The organism is Segetibacter koreensis DSM 18137 (assembly GCF_000374045.1).
GTDB lineage: Bacteria > Bacteroidota > Bacteroidia > Chitinophagales > Chitinophagaceae > Segetibacter > Segetibacter koreensis.
This window is the reverse complement of record NZ_KB893324.1, coordinates 54,080-72,325: the sequence shown is the minus strand read 5'-3', so window position 1 is coordinate 72,325 and position 18,246 is coordinate 54,080. Positions and strand designations below refer to the sequence as shown.

Sequence of the window (18,246 nt, the reverse complement as noted above, 5' to 3'; positions counted from 1 at the left end):
TCATTAGAGATTGGTGAAGCGGTGTCATTGCATTCGTCGGCCTGGAATTATAATATAAAGGTAAAGTTTTTATTAATTATTCTGTCACTCTTGTCCAGATTTACATGTATAAACTGGACAAGGGTTATGAAAAAGTTGGTGCTTAACGATGGCAACAGGTTTTGTATTGAGAATGTTGCTTATGATGGAAGAAGGAGAGCCTGATGGTGGAGGTGCACTTAGGACAGAAAAGCAAACAACGAAGAAAAGCTGTAAATAGAAATACGAGTAAGGATAAAGTATTATAATAATAAGTTCAAGGTCATGCGGCAGCAGGACCTTGAACAAAAGAAGAAAATGTGACTTTTATATTTTTATATTATAATAACACTATTTTGCCCGCCAAATTCATTTATGTTTTGGCTGTCTGCATGTGGCTCGTTAAGCCATTGAGTTTCATTGACCCGATATTTGAATTCGTGCTGGGAATTTTTGGGTAAAGACACATCACAGGTAAATGTACCGTCTTTCTTTTTGCTCATAACTATTGAGTTTTCCCAATCGCTATTAAGACCAAGTATTTCTACTGTTTCAGCATTTTCAATATTGAAAGTAAACTTTACTTTACAATAATCCTTCGTTTTAAAATAAGTTTTTTGTACCATGTTTTACTTTTTATCTTTTAGGTTAAGGTTAACGATTAATACAAATTATAATAAAAGGTAACCCGTCCTTGTAACAAAATGCAAAAATGGAATTTGAGTTGTAGGAAAAAAAGATGAAGGTTTAAAATTACTTTAGCTCTTTTAGCACCTTGTTTTTTACTTCATCAGTACAATGTTTAATGAATTGACCTGCTATAAGGTCCAGCTGATTATAATCAATTGGTTTAGTGAGAAAACCTGCATTATAGGTTTTAGCAAATTCCTTATCTTTAGTTTGTGAAGAAGTAGTAAATAATATTGAAGGGACTTTCTTAAAACGATTTATTCCGCGAATTATCTTAAGCGCTTCTTTGCCATCCATTCGTGGCATATTTATATCTAAAATAATGAGACATGGAACAGGCTGATGGAGCGGTATATTTTCTAAATATGCTATAGCCTCCAATCCATCTGTGACAGTTATTAATTCTACGTCATTTGAATAAGGCGAAAACGCTTCTTTTATAAGTTGTAAATCATCGATGTCATCGTCAGCATATAGTACAATATTTTTAGGGAACATCTTAGTTAAGACAGGTTTAGGTGGATACAAAAATATAAAATCTATACCCTATTTGCAACTAGAGTTGATAAAAATGTTCAAATTTGATGTAAACCAAAAAAGGACTTTTAAATATATACTCGAAGTAAAGGGTATAGTTTAGTTTTATTGAAAAAAATGCTAAAAGAGTGATATATTATTAATAGTGTAAAACTTTTTAATTAAAGGAACTATTTTTTCATCATTAGCTTTTGTAAAGAACATTTAAAAAGTTACCCCAAAGGTCAGAAATCGTATAAATTATCTATTATCTAAAATGGCAAAGCAGAAAGATGTAAAAAAGAAGCCTTTCACACAATTCTGCTTTGTTTAAATCTTACCTGCCATTAATACGTTGATAATTTAAACATATTGTGGCATTCTAAAAATTAACTGGAATAAGTTCCACCTTCACCAAAACGACTTTCAGCATTTTCAGGTCCTTTTTTAGCAAAAAGATCTTTTAGTTCGGCCGGAGCATACTGATCGTATAGATTTTGTGCTTTTTCTTTGAGATTGTTCACCATGTCTCGTTTTTCTTCTTCGCTCATTTTTGAATACTTGTAATAGGCGAATGCAGCCAAACCTGCTGCAAGCAATGTTCCTGCTCCTCCTGCTATTTTTTTGTTATTATACATACTTTTAGTTTTAATAGTATTTGAAGAATAAAAATCATACCATAAAAAGTTAGCCGGACAACATATTGAGCCTATGAATACAAAATCGGATAAAAGTAATTATTTAGCTACGATAAGTGTTTGCGGAGCTGCTTGCTTCGCACGGGTCAATAGCCAGGAAAGTTGTCTCGTAGTTTGCCTTTCAATTTCCTCGCACATTGCTGTCAGATCTTTATCACGCAGTCCGTCTGATGCCTGCTTTAATATAGTGCAACAGACTTTGACTTCCGTTGTGATAAGATACAGATCATGTAAATCACGTAGTAAGGCAAGACCTCCTTTCCGGGTATCTTTTAATAATGTCTGAGTAAGACGATCCGGTTCTTTGTCGCTCTCTTCTTTATATCGTTTTACTATTGGTTCAAATTCCTCGACCAGCTTTTGTGACCATGAGGCTAAAAGCTGGCATGTCTGGTAAACATCTGGTTCATCACCATGTGCTTTTGCAACTTTTTTAAAAGCTTTAACCAAATCGATTTCAGTTCGGTGAACTAAATCTATGTATTGCCCAATATGCATTTTAAGCCTCCTGTGATTTTAGTTTACTTTTTATAGTATCTGCAGCTTTTTCTATTTTATCAGCAGTGCTTTCGATAATACCTGCATCAGCTTTTGTAATTCGAACTGCAGCATATTTAAAATGAGGTTGTTTACTTACGGGATCCCATTCTGAAAGAGTCAATTCATTTGCTGCTCTGGGCCGGTCCGATTTATCCCAATAACCATAGTGGAAAGGAATAAATACAAGTCCAGGTTCTACACCGCCGATCTTAGCAGGTTCAATCACTTTACCCCGACGGGATTCCACCACTATCATTTCACCTTCTTTAATCCCATACCTTGCGGCATCCTCTTCTGAAATTTGGATAAAGGCATCGGGTGCGGCATCGCTTAATGCTTTAGAACGACCTGTTTTTGTTCGTGTGTGAAAATGGTACACTTGCCGGCCGGTGGTGAGCCATAAAGGATAAAGGTCGTCAGGTATTTCGTATGGCTGCTGGTAATCAGTTCCTTTTAAAAAGGCTTTTCCCTTCGGATCAATAGCCTTGTATTCTTCCGCTGTTACTGCCGCGCCTGTATCTAAATCGTATCCATAAGTTTCACAAATATTAGCAGATGTATTAAAAAGATGAGTCGTATATAAGTGTGGCGTTCCATCAGGAAATTGTTCGTTGCAAGGCCATTGAATTCCTGAACCCTGACTCAATTTTGAATAACTCATACCACTATAGTCACACGGTCTACCCTTACTGCATTGTTTCCATGCTTCGAAGGCTTCTTCTGACGTTTGCCACTTAATTAAAGGATCTCCATCTTTGTCCCTGAAGTCCATTCTTTTTGCATAATCTATAAAAATATCCAAATCAGATCTCGCTTCTCCCGGTGGCTCAATCGCTTTATGAGAAATATGCACCGTACGATCAACGTTTGTAAAACAGCCTGTTTTCTCACCCCATATCGCTGCTGGTAATACTACATCGGCTCTCTCTGCCGTTTCGGTCATAAATGGGTCCTGTACAATTACAAACAAGTCTTCTTTATCAAGAATATTTCTTATTCGTTGCAATTCAGGCATTGATACAGCAGGATTAGTGCCGCTAATCCATAGTAAACTTATAAGGCCTTGTTCGGCATAGCGCCATATTTGCATAGCATGTGTAGGAGGTGACCAGTGCGGAATAATGTCAGGATCAACATTCCATAAAGTAGCAAGTTCGGCTATATGCTCCTTGTTTCCCCAATTTCTAAACCCGGGCAGATCGCCATCCGCACCACATTCCCTGTTGTTTTGCGCAGTAGGTTGTCCGTTCATCTGGTAAATGCCACAACCGGGACGGCCAATTAAACCCCTGATCAAATGAAGATTGTTTACCTGTACTGCCGCTGCTGTAGCTTGCATTGATTGGTAAACACCTTGCAGTGCTGTTGAAACCAAGGTGCTTGCTGAACCAAGAATTTCCGCTGCTTCTCGAAGTTTTGCCGCTGGGACGCCACTTACTTCTTCCACTCTTTCCGGAGGCCATTTAGCAACAATTTGTTTTAATTCTTCAAACCCTACTGTATGATTTTCTATAAATTCTTTATTGATTCTTCCTGAATCAATTATTAAATTCAATAATCCGTTCATTACCGGAATATTTGTTCCTGTAATAGGGGCTAGGTGAACTGTTGCCTTTTCTGCAGTAAAGGTTTTTCGTGGATCGATAACAACTAGCTTGGGCGGGTTTTCACCTTCAAGTCTGTCTAGTATACGCATCCAAAGCACCGTTTGTTGTGATGCCACATTGTGTCCTACATGTAAGATAGCTTCAGTAGTATCAATATCTGTATATGAACCCGGCTGGCCATCAGAGCCAAAAGAAACTTTTAGTGCGGCTGCAGCCGTGGCAGTGCAAAGTCGGGTATTACCATCCATATGTGGCGTTCCCAATCCGGCTTTTCCTATAACAGCTAACGTATAATATTCTTCTAAAAATAGTTGGCCGCTGGTATAAAAACCAATTCCAAGACTTGTTTGTTTTTCAATAACCTCTTTAGACTTTTTTACAATCAATTCCATAGCTTCGTCCCAGCTACTTTCTTCCAATTTGCCGTTTTTTCGAATTAGTGGTCTTTTTAACCTGTCAGCACTGTTATTGGCTACCCAACCATTTAATCCTTTAGGGCCAAGCCTTCCGTGATTTACAATATCTACAGCTCGACCTCGCACACCTACGATTTTTCCATCCTTTACCCCAATGTCCATTCCACAACCATTTGAGCAAAGTACACAAGCAGATTGAACCCATTTGTCTGGTTCTTCTTCTATTTGCTCATCTACTCTTACAGGCCAGTCTCCCTTATAAGGAGACCGCTTACCCCAAATGTCTTTAATGCTATCGCGTGTTTGCTGCATGGCTTTCAATTTTGAAACAATTATCAAAATCAGGTTTTGCAGTTACATCTGTTCGTAAAACTCTTTTACTACTTGAGAAGGTTTGCTGCAAGCAATCGTATTTTGAAGATAAATTTTTTTAATAATAAGCACTGCAATTTATTGGCCGTTTACATTTCAAGGATCAATAGAGTGTATAAACAAATAATAGGGGAAATTTTTGTACTGTCAATTAAATAGTAAATCCATCTGTTCAAAAAATCACTGGTATCGTTTTAGGAGGAAACTATTTCTGCAACATCCATTTTAGCTGGCATTTAAGCTTGTCAAGTGGCTGAAAAAGAGTTAAGAAAAGAAAATGAAATCTAGCCTTTTTATAAAAGAAAAAATCAAAAGTTTTTCCCCCGCTTATTTTGCTTTGGTAATGGCAACCGGAATTGTATCGATAGCCGCTCATTTATTACAATTTGAATTTATCAGCAATATATTGTTTTGGCTTAATAACCTAGAATTTGTAATACTGTTGGCGATTTTTCTTTTGCGGCTCATATTATTTTCTTCTCAATTTGCAAATGATTTATCTGCTCATGCCAAAGGCGCCGGTTACCTTACCCTGGTTGCAGGCTCATGCATATTGGGAATACAATATGTATTGATAAGACAAAATTTTACCCCTGCTGTTGTTCTTTGGTTTTTTGCCGGTGTCGTTTGGTTGGTTGTTCTTTACGGATTTTTAACTTCTGTAGTTATAAAAGAGAAAAAGCCATCTTTGGAAGAAGGTATGAATGGACTGTGGTTACTCATAGCGGTTTCGACACAATCACTTTCTATTTTAGCGACTTCTTTAAATGCTCATTTGCCTTTTCCTGTCGACCTAACAATGCTCGTTGCCCTTGGTCTGTATGTGTTAGGGTTTATGTTTTACAATATACTTATAGTGATAATTTTTTACCGGCTCACTTTTTATAAAGTTACTGCTAAAGAAGTTACTCCACCTTACTGGATAGATATGGGCGCTGCCGCTATCACTACGTTATCAGGTGCTACACTTATTACCAGTATAAATAATTTTCCAGGCATTTATGATTATATTCCTTTTTTAAGAGGATTTGTTGTACTTACCTGGATTACCGGAACGTGGTGGATACCTTTAATTGTAATTTTGGACATATGGAGAAATTTCTATAAAAAAATAGAGTTCACTTACCAGCCTGCCAATTGGAGTCTTGTTTTTTCTTTTGGTATGTACACAGTTTGTTCTATACGTCTTTCGCAGGCTTTGCATTCTCCTTATTTTGAAATGATAGCTAAAGGTTTTATCTATATTGCCTTAGCAGCGTGGTTGATTACTTTTACTGGTATGCTTTATAGTTCGTTGAAATCTTTTACAACGATAAAAGCTAAACCTGCATAGCAAGAATTGATGTAGTAAAGTTTTAGACTTCTTTATGTTACAAATAAAAAAACCAGTGAAAATACCTATTCTCACTGGTTATCTCAATTCTTTTCTTGTAAACTTCTTAAATATTCAAAAATCTATTGAATCAATTATCAATACTTCCTTAAAAAGGTTGCGGTTCGCATACTTCTTTGGCGATTCCAAAGATCTACAAGGCCAAATGATTTTTGTTTAGAAACTATTGTGTTTGTATCAATATCAGTTGCCAAAGTTTCTTTTACTTCTTCTACAAGTTTTTTTAAATTTTCCTTTTCTATTTGTACAATAGAAGGCATTACATTACTGTTCATTATGTTCAATTTTTACTATTATTGCAAGGCAGTGCAAAAAAGCGAAGCGCTAGAGAGGGATAGTTATTAGAGTAGTACTACAACAAATAATCTTCCTTATTTGATAATGCAAATTTACTTAGGGGATATTTTAGAACAAGCGTTAGTATAAACAATATTAACAATCGTATTCAAAATTGTATATAACATTAAATTTAAATACTGTTTATGTTGGTAAAATGTCTTTTCGTTTTTTTAAATAAGATTACTATTATAAGGTTTGGTGTTAACAATTGGAGTAAATAAGTGAAAAAAACTTTAATGACATATATATAATTAATAATAATAAATGAATGTTTTTAACAGAAATTAGTTGATCCTACTTTATTTTTCTCTTGTAACAGATAAGAATTATATTAATAGAAAAGGCATTTGTCGATATTTGCACAATTATCCTTGTGCTAAAAACTACAAACGATAGCAATAAAATTGATTATAAAAAAGAGTATTTAAATTTTTAGTAGGAGATTATTTTACTTTAACCACACTTTATATGCGTTTTTCCTGTACAAAAACAATTCAGTTTTTGATTTCACTGCTTTGCTCACAAGTCTTATTAGCTCAAAATAGTATAGATAAAAAACTTTCTATTCACTGGCAGGCTACTCTTATTCCCCAATATCATTTTAAATTCACTTCTCCATACCAGGGAGCCAATAGCTTAATACCTGACGAGGCAGTAAAGACTTCATTGACTACCACTTTTTTTATCAACTATCATCCCTTTAAATATACTTATATAGTTTTTAATCCGGAAGCTGCAGGGGGTAAAGGGCTAAGCAAAACGCTGGGTATTGCAGGATTTCCAAACGGAGAAATTTACCGGGTAGGTAATCCTTCACCTCAGCCATATATCGCTCGTTTATATATTGAACAACGCTTTCCTTTGCCTGGTAATAAAAAGGTGATAACGACAGATAAGGATAGTGCAAAAAAAACGCTTCTTTTTAATTATGTATCCGTTTTGGCAGGAAAATTTAGTATTACAGATTTCTTTGATGGTTCAGATGTGAGTCATGACCCACGCTTGCAGTTTCTTAACTGGAGTTTGATGGCGAGTGGCGCCTGGGATTATCCGGCAAATGTTCGTGGTTACACAATGGGGGTTGTTGCGCAGGCCTTTTATAATGATTGGAAAATCCGCTCTGCTGTTACAGGCGTTCCTATGGAAGCAAATGGCAAGGAATTGCAGTTTAAAGGGGGAGATGCAGTGGGAACGGCAATAGAATTAGAAAAAGATAATGTTATAAAAAAGGGTGAAAATCTTTTTACCAATGTGCGTCTTGGCGTTTTTTATAACAGGGCAAGAATGGGCAATTATGAAACTGCCTTAAAAAAATCTTTGAACTCTCCTGATGTAATTGCAACAAGGATATACGGAAGAAGCAAAAAGGGTATATATGGAATAATAGATAATCATTTTGGTAATATACTCCACTTTGTTAGAGCCAGTTATAACGACGGTAACAATGAAACGTGGGCTTTTACAGAAATAGACAGAAGCGTGGCAACAGGCTTTTCTTTTAAAGGCAATATCTGGAAAAGAGAAAATGATATGTTTGGGATTGCAACAGTTGTAAATGGTTTATCAGGTGAACACAGAAATTATCTTGCTGCCGGAGGCTATGGTTTTTTGATTGGAGATGGAAAATTAAATTATGGCACAGAGAATATTGTCGAAAGTTATTACTCGTTCAATGCATTCAAAAGCTTGTATATTTCGCCGGATTATCAATTTGTTATTCATCCCGGGTATAATAAAGACAGGGGACCGGTACATATTGTAGCAATAAGGTTTCACTATCAATTATAACATAGGCCGACTTTGAAACCCTATTGCAAACAAATTTATAAATTAAATCATTTATTCCTGTTTCCTGTCTTGTCCCTGCCGATCCAACATCCATCCGGGATACTCGGGTTGCAGCTTGCTTACATCATTTAGTTTTTCCAGTTCTTCAGTGGTAAGCTTTACATCTATAGCTTTTAGATTGTCTTCAAGTTGTTCTGTTTTTTTTGCACCTATAATTACGCTCGTCACAGCAGGCTGATGCAGTAACCAAGCTAATGCCAGTTGAGCAACAGAGATACCTTTTTGTTGCGCTATTGGTTGCATAACATCAATAATGTCAAAAGCTTTTTCTTTGTCTACAGGAGGAAAATCAAAATTAATACGGCGGCTATCTTCAGGACCTTGCATGTTTCGTCCATATTTTCCACTAAGTAACCCGCCCGCTAAAGGACTCCACACCATTAAACCTACTTTTTGGTCGTTTAACAATGGTATCAGCTCTCTTTCCAGGTCCCGACCGGCAATGGTATAATAAGCCTGCAACGAAACAAACTTTGATATGTCTTTGTACGTAGAGTAGGAGAGTGCTTTCATAAGTTGCCAGGCTGCAAGATTACTGCAGCCGATATATCTGACCTTGCCACTTGTTACCAGCTCATCGAGTGCACGAAGCGTTTCTTCAAGGGGAGTAAGCGGGTCGTAACCATGTATTTGGTATAAATCTATATAATCAACATTAAGACGACGAAGGCTTTCTTCTGCATTATGTGTTTACGGGTAAGACCAGAACCCATTAGGTCCTTCACTCATCTTTCCTCTTACTTTTGTGGCAATAACAAGATCGTCTCTTTTAAGGCCAAGATTTCGAATAGCTTTTCCCGTCATTTCCTCAGATAACCCTTCTGAGTACACATTCGCCGTATCGATGAAATTTATTCCTGCATCTACCGAACGTTTAACTAATTCGTCTACTGGTTCCTGTGGCAACTGTCCTATCGCTGTCCAATAACCTTTGCCGCCAAAAGTCATTGTGCCAAGGCATAGCTCAGAAACTTTAAGTCCTGTATTCCCTAAAATTTTGTATTTCATAAAATGTTTGTTGAAAATATTTAAAGGATAAAAGTAAGACAACAAACCGCAAGCAAAAAGGTTGGAGATTTTTTATTCAGCTATAGGCCACATCTTCCACTGCATTAAAAACATCATCTGAAGCATTGTCCTTCAAATTTTCATATTCGCAATCAACCTTAATTTTCTATTGTAAAAAACGAGTTTAGATTAAAGTAGCTGTATTGTGCTATTTTTGCTACACATATGGCAACAATTGCCATTAAAAATTGATTTGCAGTATAATTTTTTATAAAATTGACGTTTTATTTAATAAGTTTTTCTGAAACTTCGCAATATTTTAAAAGCAGCAAAGAAACATCTTAAACTATTTAAAAATGAGCAACACTCCTACCACATTGTTTGATAAAGTGTGGGATGCACACGTGATTCGAAAAATCGAAGACGGCCCGGATGTATTTTTTATTGACAGGCATTTTATACACGAAGTTACCAGCCCTGTAGCTTTTCTTGGTCTTGAAAACAGGGGCGTTAATGTTATGTTTCCTGACCGTACTTATGCTACTGCCGATCATAACACACCTACTGTAAATCAACACCTTCCGGTGCAAGATCCGCTTTCAGCAAATCAGCTAAAAGCATTGGAGACAAATTCATCGAAGTATGGTATTTCTCATTGGGGTCTTGGTAATCCTAAAAATGGTATTGTACATGTAGTTGGTCCGGAAAATGGTATTACGCTTCCTGGCATGACTATCGTTTGCGGAGACTCTCACACTTCAACTCACGGAGCTTTTGGAGCGATTGCTTTTGGTATTGGCACGTCTGAAGTTGAGATGGTACTTTCGTCTCAGTGTATTATGCAGCCTAAACCTAAGAAAATGCGCATTAATGTTAATGGCAATCTTAGCAAAGGCGTTACTCCAAAAGATGTTATTCTATATATCATTTCTAAACTAACTACCGCCGGTGCTACAGGCTATTTTGTAGAATATGCAGGGGATGTTTTTGAAAACATGAGCATGGAAGGTCGTATGACGGTTTGTAACATGAGCATTGAAATGGGTGCCCGTGGGGGTATGATTGCTCCTGACCAAACTACTTTTAATTATATAAACGGTCGCGAAAAAGCTCCAAAAGGTGAAGCATGGGATAAAGCGCTGGCTTATTGGAAGACCTTAAAAACTGAAGAAGGAGCAACATTTGATAAAGAATATAATTTTGATGCTGCTGATATTGAGCCAATGATTACTTATGGTACCAACCCCGGTATGGGCATTGGCATAAGCAATCATATTCCTTTAGCTGAAGAAGTTGGCGGTGGTAAGAGTACTTACGAAAAGTCTCTTAACTATATGGGCTTTCACGAAGGTGAGGAAATGAAAGGCAAAAAAATTGATTATGTATTTATAGGTAGCTGTACCAACGGCCGTATTGAGGATTTTAGAGCTTTTGCATCTGTAATAAAAGGTCGCAAAAAGGCAGAGAATGTAACCGCGTGGATAGTTCCAGGCTCACACGTAGTTGAACAACAAATTAAAGACGAAGGTATTTTGGATATTTTGACTGAAGCGGGTTTCCAACTGCGTCAGCCGGGATGCTCTGCATGTCTAGCAATGAACGATGATAAAATTCCTGCTGGTAAATATGCGGTAAGTACGAGCAACAGAAATTTTGAAGGTCGTCAAGGCCCCGGAGCCCGGACTTTGTTAGCTAGTCCATTAGTTGCTGCTGCTGCTGCTGTTACAGGCGTTGTAACAGATCCGAGAGAATTATTAGAAGAGGCTGCTGTGTAACAGCGGCCTCCTTCTTTACCGCCTTAAAATATTATTTAATTTACAATTGACTATTCACTATCATGGCTTACGATAAATTTACTGTTCTTACAAGCTCTGCTGTTCCTTTACCGATCGAAAACGTAGATACTGATCAAATTATACCAGCCCGCTTTTTGAAAGCGACCAAACGCGAAGGTTTCGGAGAAAACCTTTTTAGAGACTGGCGATATAATAATGATAATTCTCCTAAAGAAGATTTCGTTTTAAACAACCCCATTTATTCGGGTAAAATATTAGTCGGAGGTAAAAACTTTGGCAGTGGAAGCAGTCGCGAGCACGCTGCATGGGCTATTTACGATTACGGTTTCCGTTGTGTCGTTTCCAGTTTCTTTGCTGATATTTTTAAAGGCAACGCCATTAACGTTGGTATTCTTCCTGTCCAGGTTAGTCCTGAGTTTTTAGATAAAATTTTTACCGCTATTGAAGCAGACCCAAAAACTCAACTGGAAGTAAACTTACCGGAGCAAACAATTACCATTCTGGCTACCAAAGAGAAAGAAAAGTTTGATATCAATGGTTATAAAAAACATAACCTGCTGAATGGATTCGACGATATAGATTATTTGCAGGCCATGAAAAGTGAAATAAACACATTTGCGGAAAGTAGTGTTTATTAAAACATTCGGCCAAAAAATAACTGCAAGTTTTTTATTTGAAATTCGATTCAATTATGCAAGTAGCAATAGAGCCTAAAGGTAAGCCAGTTAAGTCTTCAGCAACATCGACAATGCTCCCCCAGAGACATATTGAGATAATGGACACTACTCTTCGCGATGGTGAACAAACGAGTGGAGTCAGTTTTTCTTCTTCAGAAAAGCTAACTATTGCTCAACTTCTTTTAACTGAATTAAAGGTTGACAGAATTGAAATTGCTTCTGCGAGAGTGTCCGAAGGGGAGTTTGAAGCGGTTAAAAAAATTACTGAATGGGCAAATGCCACAGGTTATATTGACCAGGTAGAAGTTCTGACTTTTGTGGATGGAGATACATCAGTAAACTGGATGCTGAAGGCAGGTGCTAAAGTAATGAACCTCCTTACAAAAGGGTCATTAAACCACTTAACGCATCAACTGAAGAAAACGCCCAAACAACATTTTGCAGACATAGCTGACGTAATTGCTCTTGCAAAATCAAAAGGTCTTGAATGCAATGTTTACCTTGAAGATTGGAGCAATGGCATGCGCAATTCGAAAGAGTATGTGTTACAATTCATTGATTTCCTACAAACTCAACCTATTAAACGTGTATTGCTTCCTGATACTTTAGGTGTACTTATTCCATCTGAGGTTTATGCTTTTATAGATGAGCTGGTGCATCGGTATCCGGATCTTCATTTCGATTTTCACGCACACAATGATTATGATCTAGGTACTGCAAACGTACTAGAAGCTGTAAAAGCCGGCGTTCATGGACTTCATCTTACCGTAAATGGTATGGGTGAACGTGCAGGCAATGCGCCGCTTGCAAGTGCTGTAGCAGTCTTAAATGATTATGTGAAAAGTGTAAATACCTCTGTAGATGAAAAAGCACTTTATTCTGTAAGTAAACTTGTTGAAACTTTTTCTGGTTTCAGAATACCTGATAATAAACCTGTGGTAGGGGAAAATGTTTTTACCCAAACTGCCGGCATACATGCTGATGGTGACAAAAAGAATAAACTTTACTTCAACGATTTAATGCCTGAACGTTTTGGTCGTGAGCGTAAATATGCTTTGGGCAAAACAAGTGGTAAGGCGAATATCGAAAACAATTTGAATCAGCTTGGTATTCAACTTTCTGATGAAGACCTCAAGAAGGTTACACAGCGTATAATTGAATTAGGTGATTTAAAAGAAGTAGTTACGCAGGCGGATCTTCCGTACATTATTTCTGATATATTAGATAGTAAAACAATAAAAGAGAAGGTGAGTGTAGAAAATTATGTTTTAACTCACTCAAAAAATCTGCGCCCCTCTGTTACTTTAAAAATAACTATTGAAGGCGAAAGCTTTGAAGAACACGCTCAAGGTGATGGACAATATGATGCCTTTATGAATGCTTTAAAGCTGGTCTATCAAAAGAAAAAGTTAGAGCTTCCCCAATTGACGGATTACACTGTACGCATTCCGCCAGGGGGAAAATCTGATGCGCTTTGCGAAACTATCATTACCTGGTGTCTTAATCATAAAGAATTTAAAACTAGGGGGCTTGACAGCGATCAAACTGTTGCGGCAATAAAAGCTACTCAAAAAATGTTGAATTTAATTTAAGAGAAAGCCCATGATCAACTGTTTAAAGTGCAATATGGCGTGTAAGTAGTGTTGCAGAAGACTGCGGAATAAATACGTTAGACCATACAGATCAATTTGTTTTTTAAACAAATCGATTAGATAAAATGCTATTATCATTAATAAGAAAAATAAATTAACTAACTAAAACTAAACAATAGGCCAGAAGCCGTGTTGCTTCAATGCCTTTGTGCCTTTTAAAATGAAAAAACACATACTGGTGGTTCCGGGTGATGGAATAGGACAGGAAGTAACGGCTGTAGGAAAAAAAGTATTAGACAAAATAGCTGCAAAGTTTGGACATGAATTTACTTATGATGAGGCATTGATTGGTCATGTGGCGATTGAAGCTACTGGTAATCCCTTGCCTGACGAGACACTGGAAAAAATGAAAACTTCAGACGCTGTCTTGTTTGGTGCAGTAGGTCATCCTAAATACGACAATGATCCCAGTGCTAAGGTGCGTCCGGAACAAGGGTTATTAAAAATGCGTAAAGAACTTGGACTATACGCAAACCTTCGTCCTATTAAATTATTTGACGAATTGCTAGACGCTTCAAGCATAAAGCCTGAAATTTTAAAAGGGGCTGATATTCTTTTTTTTCGCGAACTGACAGGTGACATTTATTTTGGTGAAAAAGGTCGTAAGAACAATGGCGATACAGCCTATGATGTAGCAGAATACAGCCGGTTTGAGGTTGAGCGAATAGCCCGTAAAGCTTTTGAAGCAGCAAGAACCCGACGAAAGAAGCTTTGCTCAGTAGATAAAGCAAACGTTATTGAAACCAGCAGGCTTTGGAGAGAAGTGGTTCAAAAGATTGCTTTAGAATATCCTGATGTGGAAGTAGAACATCAATTTGTTGATGCAACAGCCATGTTATTAATAAAAGATCCACGTCGTTTTGATGTTGTTGTTACAGCTAACCTGTTTGGAGATATACTTACCGATGAAGCATCACAAATTGCAGGTTCTATGGGTATGCTTGCTTCTGCGTCCATAGGTGATGGTACAGGAGTATATGAACCTATTCATGGTTCTGCACATGATATAACTGGTAAAGGTGTTGCAAATCCTCTTGCTTCTATTCTTTCTGCTGCATTATTGTTAGATATTTCTTTTAATATGAAGGAAGAATCTGAGGCTGTAATCAATGCAGTTGACAAGGTTTTAAAAGAAGGGTACCGCACACGCGATATTGCGGATGCTCAGACTGCTACAAATAAAATACTTGGTACGGATGCCATGGGTGAGCAAGTATTGAAGTTTATTTAGATTTTGTAATGATTTAATAAGTTGCATTTGTAAAATAACAAAGACTAACAAGTTAAAGATAAACGACTTGAACCAGGCAAAGTTACAATGTGTGATGGCTCTTTAAAAAAGAGCCATTTTTAGTATTTATCGTTAGCCTTACGGCATTAAACAATTCATAAGTTTTTAAAATACCGGTACGACAAACTGAGGTACTGGATTCCTAGTCCAACCTTTAAATCAACAATTTGCTTGGCCTTTTTAACGTTGGTTTTGCAGAAATTCATGTGTTAAACCCTTGCATTTGTAACATTGCTTATTTTGCTGCTTCTCACCTTTAGCCTCTGAACCACCACACCATATTTGAAGTCTGCACAGTATGGTTTCTGATGTAATGCGGTCTCTTTCCAGTTTCTTTACCGGCATATCAGCAGCTCAGTGTTGTCTGGTCTGTTATTGGAAGAAAGAGCCATTGTATCCACGACTTTTTAGAGAATGAGGTTAGTTGGGCAAGTATGAGAAGAATCTATGCCTTGTAACAATCACGCAAAAATAGATGTATGAGTCAATCTGCTAAAGACATATTTGATAGACTAAAATCAGGAGAACTTATCGACTTGGATGACCCTGAATACCCCAAAGTATGGGAGGTTGTATTTATCACATCGGCGACCCTTTAGGATTAGCTGCCGCTTTGGGTTCACAAAATGTAACAATCACGTTAGAATTGGAATAAATGTAAATCAATTGACAATAATGGCAGTCGTCTGAGTGATGTTAAGACAGGCTCGCGCTAGGTGTTTGGTTGTGGAAACACAGCTATATCACAAGAATGTAACACTACAGCAAACTGTCAAACTATAACAGCAGGTAAAAATGAAATCTTTGTAGAATTAAGTAAATAAAAAAAGCAGTTAAAATAAAAGGCAGTACGGTTATTGGAGAGATTTACAGTGCAAGCATTAATGATTTGAAATTGTCTTTTTACATCAAACAACAAAAACCTTTTATATGGAAGCAGTAAGAACAACCGCAGAAGGAGTAATTACCCTTAAAACAAAAAAAGTAAACGCATTTGGCACAGAAGCAGCCGACGCACTATTGGAACAGTTACATATTCAAAGAAGAACACCTAAGTCTCACGACGTAGAAATTGAAATATTGTACTGCGGTGTTTGTCACTCAGACCTGCACACAGTACGAAACGAGTGGCATGGTACAATCTATCCTTGCGTACCGGGTCACGAAATCGTTGGACGAGTTATAAGTGTTGGCAATTATGTTTCAAAATTTAAAGCAGGTGATTTGGCGGCAGTAGGTTGCATGGTTGATAGCTGCCGCGAATGCGATTATTGCAAAGAAGGCCTCGAGCAATATTGCGAAGAAGGAAACACCGGAACGTATAATTCGCCTGATAAACACTTGGGCACACAAACTTATGGCGGTTATTCAGAAAGCATAGTTGTGGATGAAAGCTTTGTTTTACGCGTACCTGAAAATCTTGATTTGGCAGCTACTGCACCGCTGTTGTGCGCAGGCATCACAACTTATTCACCGCTTAAGCATTGGAATGTTGGTCCCGGCAAAAAAGTAGGTATTGTTGGTATCGGTGGTTTAGGACACATGGGTGTAAAACTTGCTAAAGCTATGGGCGCAGAAGTAATTGTATTTACTACATCAAGTTCAAAATTTGAAGATGCAAGGCGTTTGGGTGCTGATGATGTGGTGCTCTCAAAAGATGAAGACCAAATGAGCCGTTATGCAGGCAAGCTTCACTTTGTTCTCGATGCTGTTTCTGCACAACATGACATCAATGCTTACCTAAGCCTACTAAGAGTAGATGGTTCACTGGCACTGGTAGGTGCACCTGAGCATCCGCTTCCTGTTGCAGCATTCAGTCTCATTCCTTACCGTAGAAGTTTCGCAGGTTCAATGATTGGAGGCATTGCTGAAACGCAGGAAATGCTTGATTTCTGCGGCAAGCATAATATCGTGTCAGACATAGAGATGATCAACATTCAACAGATTAATGGAGCATACGAACGTTTGCTGAAAGGTGACGTGAAATATCGCTTTGTAATTGATATGGCATCTCTAAAAAAACAGGCTTAGACAATATATGGCAAGAATATTTATCACTGGATCGGCAGATGGACTTGGTCAGTTGGCAGCAAGGGAATTAGTTAAGTTGGGGCACCAGGTTGTGCTTCATGCGCGCAATGCAGAGAGGGCAAAGCAGGCATTAGATAAAGTACCTGGCGCTGAAGATGTATTGACGGCTGATCTTTCCAGTATTGAGGAGACAAAAGCATTGGCTTCAAAAGCCAATGCGTCAGGAAAGTTTGATGCGGTTATTCATAACGCAGGGGTTTATATCGTACCCAAAAATAGTGTGAGTAAAGACGGTTTGCCATTAGTATTTGCTGTAAACAGTCTTGCGCCCTATATCTTAACCTGTCTTATAGTAAAGCCGAAACGTCTTATTTACATGAGTTCCGGAATGCATCGGGGAGGTAATTCAAACCTTAACAATTTACCGGTTAGTGCAAATGATGGAAATCATCATGTAAGTTATTCTGACACGAAACTTCATGACGTGATCCTGGCTATGGCTGTAGCACGTAAGTGGACGGATGTGTATTCCAATGCAATTGATCCTGGCTGGGTACCAACAAAGATGGGCGGTGCCGGTGCTCCCGACAATCTTGAAAAAGGTTTTCAAACACAGGTATGGCTGGCTGTAAGCAATGATGCTGAAGCCAAAGTAAGTGCTTGTTATTTCCACCATAAAAAACAAGACCGGTACTTGACAGCAGCTTCAGATGCTGTGGTACAGGATAAATTTCTTGCACTATGTCAACAGATTACGGGAGTTAGCTTTAATAATATTCATTAAGCTACATCCACCAACCCCGAATTCTAAACTTTCAAAAAAATTACTAATTATATTTCATCAAGTCCATCTTTTCCATTAAAAGATGAGGACAAAGCAATAAACAATGCAAATAACAAGAATGGGCTCAAAGCCTTCAGCTAAAGGACCGGAGGATTGGTTCACCGGAGCAGTACGTGTAGATATGTTATTCGAAGCAAATGATGCAAGACGAGGTGCTGCAGCAAGCGTTACATTTGAACCGGGGGCAAGAACCGCATGGCATACACATCCGCTTGGACAAACATTAATTGTGACATCAGGTTGCGGGTGGACGCAACGTGAGGGTGGAGCAATCGAAGAAATTCACCCAGGCGATATTGTTTGGTTTGAACCAAATGAAAAGCACTGGCATGGTGCTACAGCAACAAATGGCATGACACATATAGCCATACAGGAAAATCTAAATGGTAAAATGGTAGAATGGATGGAAAAGGTTACAGATGAAGAGTATAAGCCGTAAATAAGAATTTGCCACAGGTGTAAACTTAATAAGCCGTTATGCCGAAAGCCCAAGACAACTGGGCCAGAAAG

Annotated in this window: 15 protein-coding genes and 1 pseudogene; 9 read left to right on the top strand and 7 right to left on the bottom strand. The window is 37.8% G+C overall.

Translation table 11 applies throughout. The annotated features are described in order from the left end of the window. Positions 1 to 353: 353 nt before the first annotated feature. The 5 genes from B154_RS0110615 to B154_RS0110595 form a co-directional block, all read right to left on the bottom strand. Entirely contained in the window at positions 354 to 644 is a 291-nt protein-coding gene (locus tag B154_RS0110615; protein WP_018614047.1) for an isoamylase early set domain-containing protein, read from the bottom strand. Positions 645 to 771: 127 nt separating this feature from the next. After that, positions 772 to 1,206, bottom strand: coding sequence for a response regulator (locus tag B154_RS28280; RefSeq protein ID WP_018614044.1), 435 nt, complete (start codon positions 1,204 to 1,206; stop codon positions 772 to 774). Between the two features lie 407 nt (positions 1,207 to 1,613). Then, positions 1,614 to 1,862, bottom strand: coding sequence for a hypothetical protein (locus tag B154_RS0110605; protein ID WP_018614042.1), 249 nt, complete (start codon positions 1,860 to 1,862; stop codon positions 1,614 to 1,616). A 99-nt stretch (positions 1,863 to 1,961) separates the two neighbouring features. After that, positions 1,962 to 2,420 carry a hypothetical protein gene (locus tag B154_RS0110600; RefSeq protein WP_018614040.1) on the bottom strand — a complete coding sequence of 153 codons (459 nt, stop codon included), beginning with the start codon at positions 2,418 to 2,420 and terminating at the stop codon, positions 1,962 to 1,964. 1 nt (position 2,421) lies between these two features. Next, complete coding sequence (locus B154_RS0110595; RefSeq protein WP_033411578.1) at positions 2,422 to 4,797, bottom strand: molybdopterin oxidoreductase family protein; 2,376 nt, start codon at positions 4,795 to 4,797, stop codon at positions 2,422 to 2,424. Between the two features lie 337 nt (positions 4,798 to 5,134). Here B154_RS0110595 and B154_RS0110590 point away from each other — a divergent pair, with 337 nt between their 5' ends. Continuing rightward, the gene (locus B154_RS0110590; RefSeq protein ID WP_018614036.1) at positions 5,135 to 6,190 is read left to right on the top strand and encodes a tellurite resistance/C4-dicarboxylate transporter family protein; all 1,056 of its coding nucleotides are present in this window, start codon (positions 5,135 to 5,137) and stop codon (positions 6,188 to 6,190) included. A gap of 137 nt (positions 6,191 to 6,327) precedes the next feature. Here the strand turns inward: B154_RS0110590 and B154_RS0110585 are convergent, their stop codons facing one another. Then, positions 6,328 to 6,525, bottom strand: a complete 198-nt coding sequence (locus B154_RS0110585; protein WP_018614035.1) for a hypothetical protein — start codon at positions 6,523 to 6,525, stop codon at positions 6,328 to 6,330. Positions 6,526 to 7,090: 565 nt separating this feature from the next. Here B154_RS0110585 and B154_RS0110580 point away from each other — a divergent pair. Beyond that, the gene (locus tag B154_RS0110580; protein ID WP_026260107.1) at positions 7,091 to 8,377 is read left to right on the top strand and encodes a carbohydrate porin; all 1,287 of its coding nucleotides are present in this window, start codon (positions 7,091 to 7,093) and stop codon (positions 8,375 to 8,377) included. Positions 8,378 to 8,428: 51 nt separating this feature from the next. On the opposite strand, the pseudogene B154_RS33040 reads toward B154_RS0110580, so the two are convergent. Continuing rightward, positions 8,429 to 9,445 (bottom strand): annotated as a pseudogene (locus tag B154_RS33040) (aldo/keto reductase). Positions 9,446 to 9,801: 356 nt separating this feature from the next. Here B154_RS33040 and leuC point away from each other — a divergent pair. From leuC to B154_RS0110535, 7 genes are all read left to right on the top strand, one after another. Then, positions 9,802 to 11,220, top strand: a complete 1,419-nt coding sequence (gene leuC / locus B154_RS0110570; RefSeq protein WP_018614027.1) for a 3-isopropylmalate dehydratase large subunit — start codon at positions 9,802 to 9,804, stop codon at positions 11,218 to 11,220. 62 nt (positions 11,221 to 11,282) lie between these two features. After that, positions 11,283 to 11,879, top strand: coding sequence for a 3-isopropylmalate dehydratase small subunit (gene leuD, locus B154_RS0110565; protein ID WP_018614026.1), 597 nt, complete (start codon positions 11,283 to 11,285; stop codon positions 11,877 to 11,879). 53 nt (positions 11,880 to 11,932) lie between these two features. Then, positions 11,933 to 13,510: an alpha-isopropylmalate synthase regulatory domain-containing protein gene (locus B154_RS0110560; protein WP_083934949.1), complete on the top strand. Its 1,578-nt coding sequence runs from the start codon at positions 11,933 to 11,935 to the stop codon at positions 13,508 to 13,510. A 220-nt stretch (positions 13,511 to 13,730) separates the two neighbouring features. Then, positions 13,731 to 14,801: a 3-isopropylmalate dehydrogenase gene (gene leuB, locus B154_RS0110555; protein WP_026260105.1), complete on the top strand. Its 1,071-nt coding sequence runs from the start codon at positions 13,731 to 13,733 to the stop codon at positions 14,799 to 14,801. Positions 14,802 to 15,791: 990 nt separating this feature from the next. Beyond that, positions 15,792 to 16,892 carry an NAD(P)-dependent alcohol dehydrogenase gene (locus B154_RS0110545; RefSeq protein ID WP_018614016.1) on the top strand — a complete coding sequence of 367 codons (1,101 nt, stop codon included), beginning with the start codon at positions 15,792 to 15,794 and terminating at the stop codon, positions 16,890 to 16,892. A gap of 7 nt (positions 16,893 to 16,899) precedes the next feature. Beyond that, positions 16,900 to 17,676: an SDR family NAD(P)-dependent oxidoreductase gene (locus tag B154_RS0110540; protein WP_018614014.1), complete on the top strand. Its 777-nt coding sequence runs from the start codon at positions 16,900 to 16,902 to the stop codon at positions 17,674 to 17,676. A gap of 103 nt (positions 17,677 to 17,779) precedes the next feature. After that, complete coding sequence (locus B154_RS0110535) at positions 17,780 to 18,175, top strand: (R)-mandelonitrile lyase (RefSeq protein WP_018614012.1); 396 nt, start codon at positions 17,780 to 17,782, stop codon at positions 18,173 to 18,175. The last annotated feature ends 71 nt before the right edge of the window (positions 18,176 to 18,246 follow it).

Excerpts from the sequence above, each read along its gene's own strand:
- B154_RS0110600 (WP_018614040.1), bottom strand. The coding sequence starts at position 2,420 with ATGCATATTGGGCAATACATAGATTTAGTTCACCGAACTGAAATCGAT.
- B154_RS0110535 (WP_018614012.1), top strand. The coding sequence starts at position 17,780 with ATGCAAATAACAAGAATGGGCTCAAAGCCTTCAGCTAAAGGACCGGAG.
- leuB (WP_026260105.1), top strand. The coding sequence starts at position 13,731 with ATGAAAAAACACATACTGGTGGTTCCGGGTGATGGAATAGGACAGGAA.
- B154_RS0110560 (WP_083934949.1), top strand. The coding sequence starts at position 11,933 with ATGCAAGTAGCAATAGAGCCTAAAGGTAAGCCAGTTAAGTCTTCAGCA.
- B154_RS0110540 (WP_018614014.1), top strand. The coding sequence starts at position 16,900 with ATGGCAAGAATATTTATCACTGGATCGGCAGATGGACTTGGTCAGTTG.
- B154_RS0110585 (WP_018614035.1), bottom strand. The coding sequence starts at position 6,525 with ATGAACAGTAATGTAATGCCTTCTATTGTACAAATAGAAAAGGAAAAT.
- B154_RS0110545 (WP_018614016.1), top strand. The coding sequence starts at position 15,792 with ATGGAAGCAGTAAGAACAACCGCAGAAGGAGTAATTACCCTTAAAACA.
- leuC (WP_018614027.1), top strand. The coding sequence starts at position 9,802 with ATGAGCAACACTCCTACCACATTGTTTGATAAAGTGTGGGATGCACAC.
- B154_RS0110590 (WP_018614036.1), top strand. The coding sequence starts at position 5,135 with ATGAAATCTAGCCTTTTTATAAAAGAAAAAATCAAAAGTTTTTCCCCC.
- B154_RS0110605 (WP_018614042.1), bottom strand. The coding sequence starts at position 1,862 with ATGTATAATAACAAAAAAATAGCAGGAGGAGCAGGAACATTGCTTGCA.
- B154_RS28280 (WP_018614044.1), bottom strand. The coding sequence starts at position 1,206 with ATGTTCCCTAAAAATATTGTACTATATGCTGACGATGACATCGATGAT.
- B154_RS0110615 (WP_018614047.1), bottom strand. The coding sequence starts at position 644 with ATGGTACAAAAAACTTATTTTAAAACGAAGGATTATTGTAAAGTAAAG.
- leuD (WP_018614026.1), top strand. The coding sequence starts at position 11,283 with ATGGCTTACGATAAATTTACTGTTCTTACAAGCTCTGCTGTTCCTTTA.
- B154_RS0110595 (WP_033411578.1), bottom strand. The coding sequence starts at position 4,797 with ATGCAGCAAACACGCGATAGCATTAAAGACATTTGGGGTAAGCGGTCT.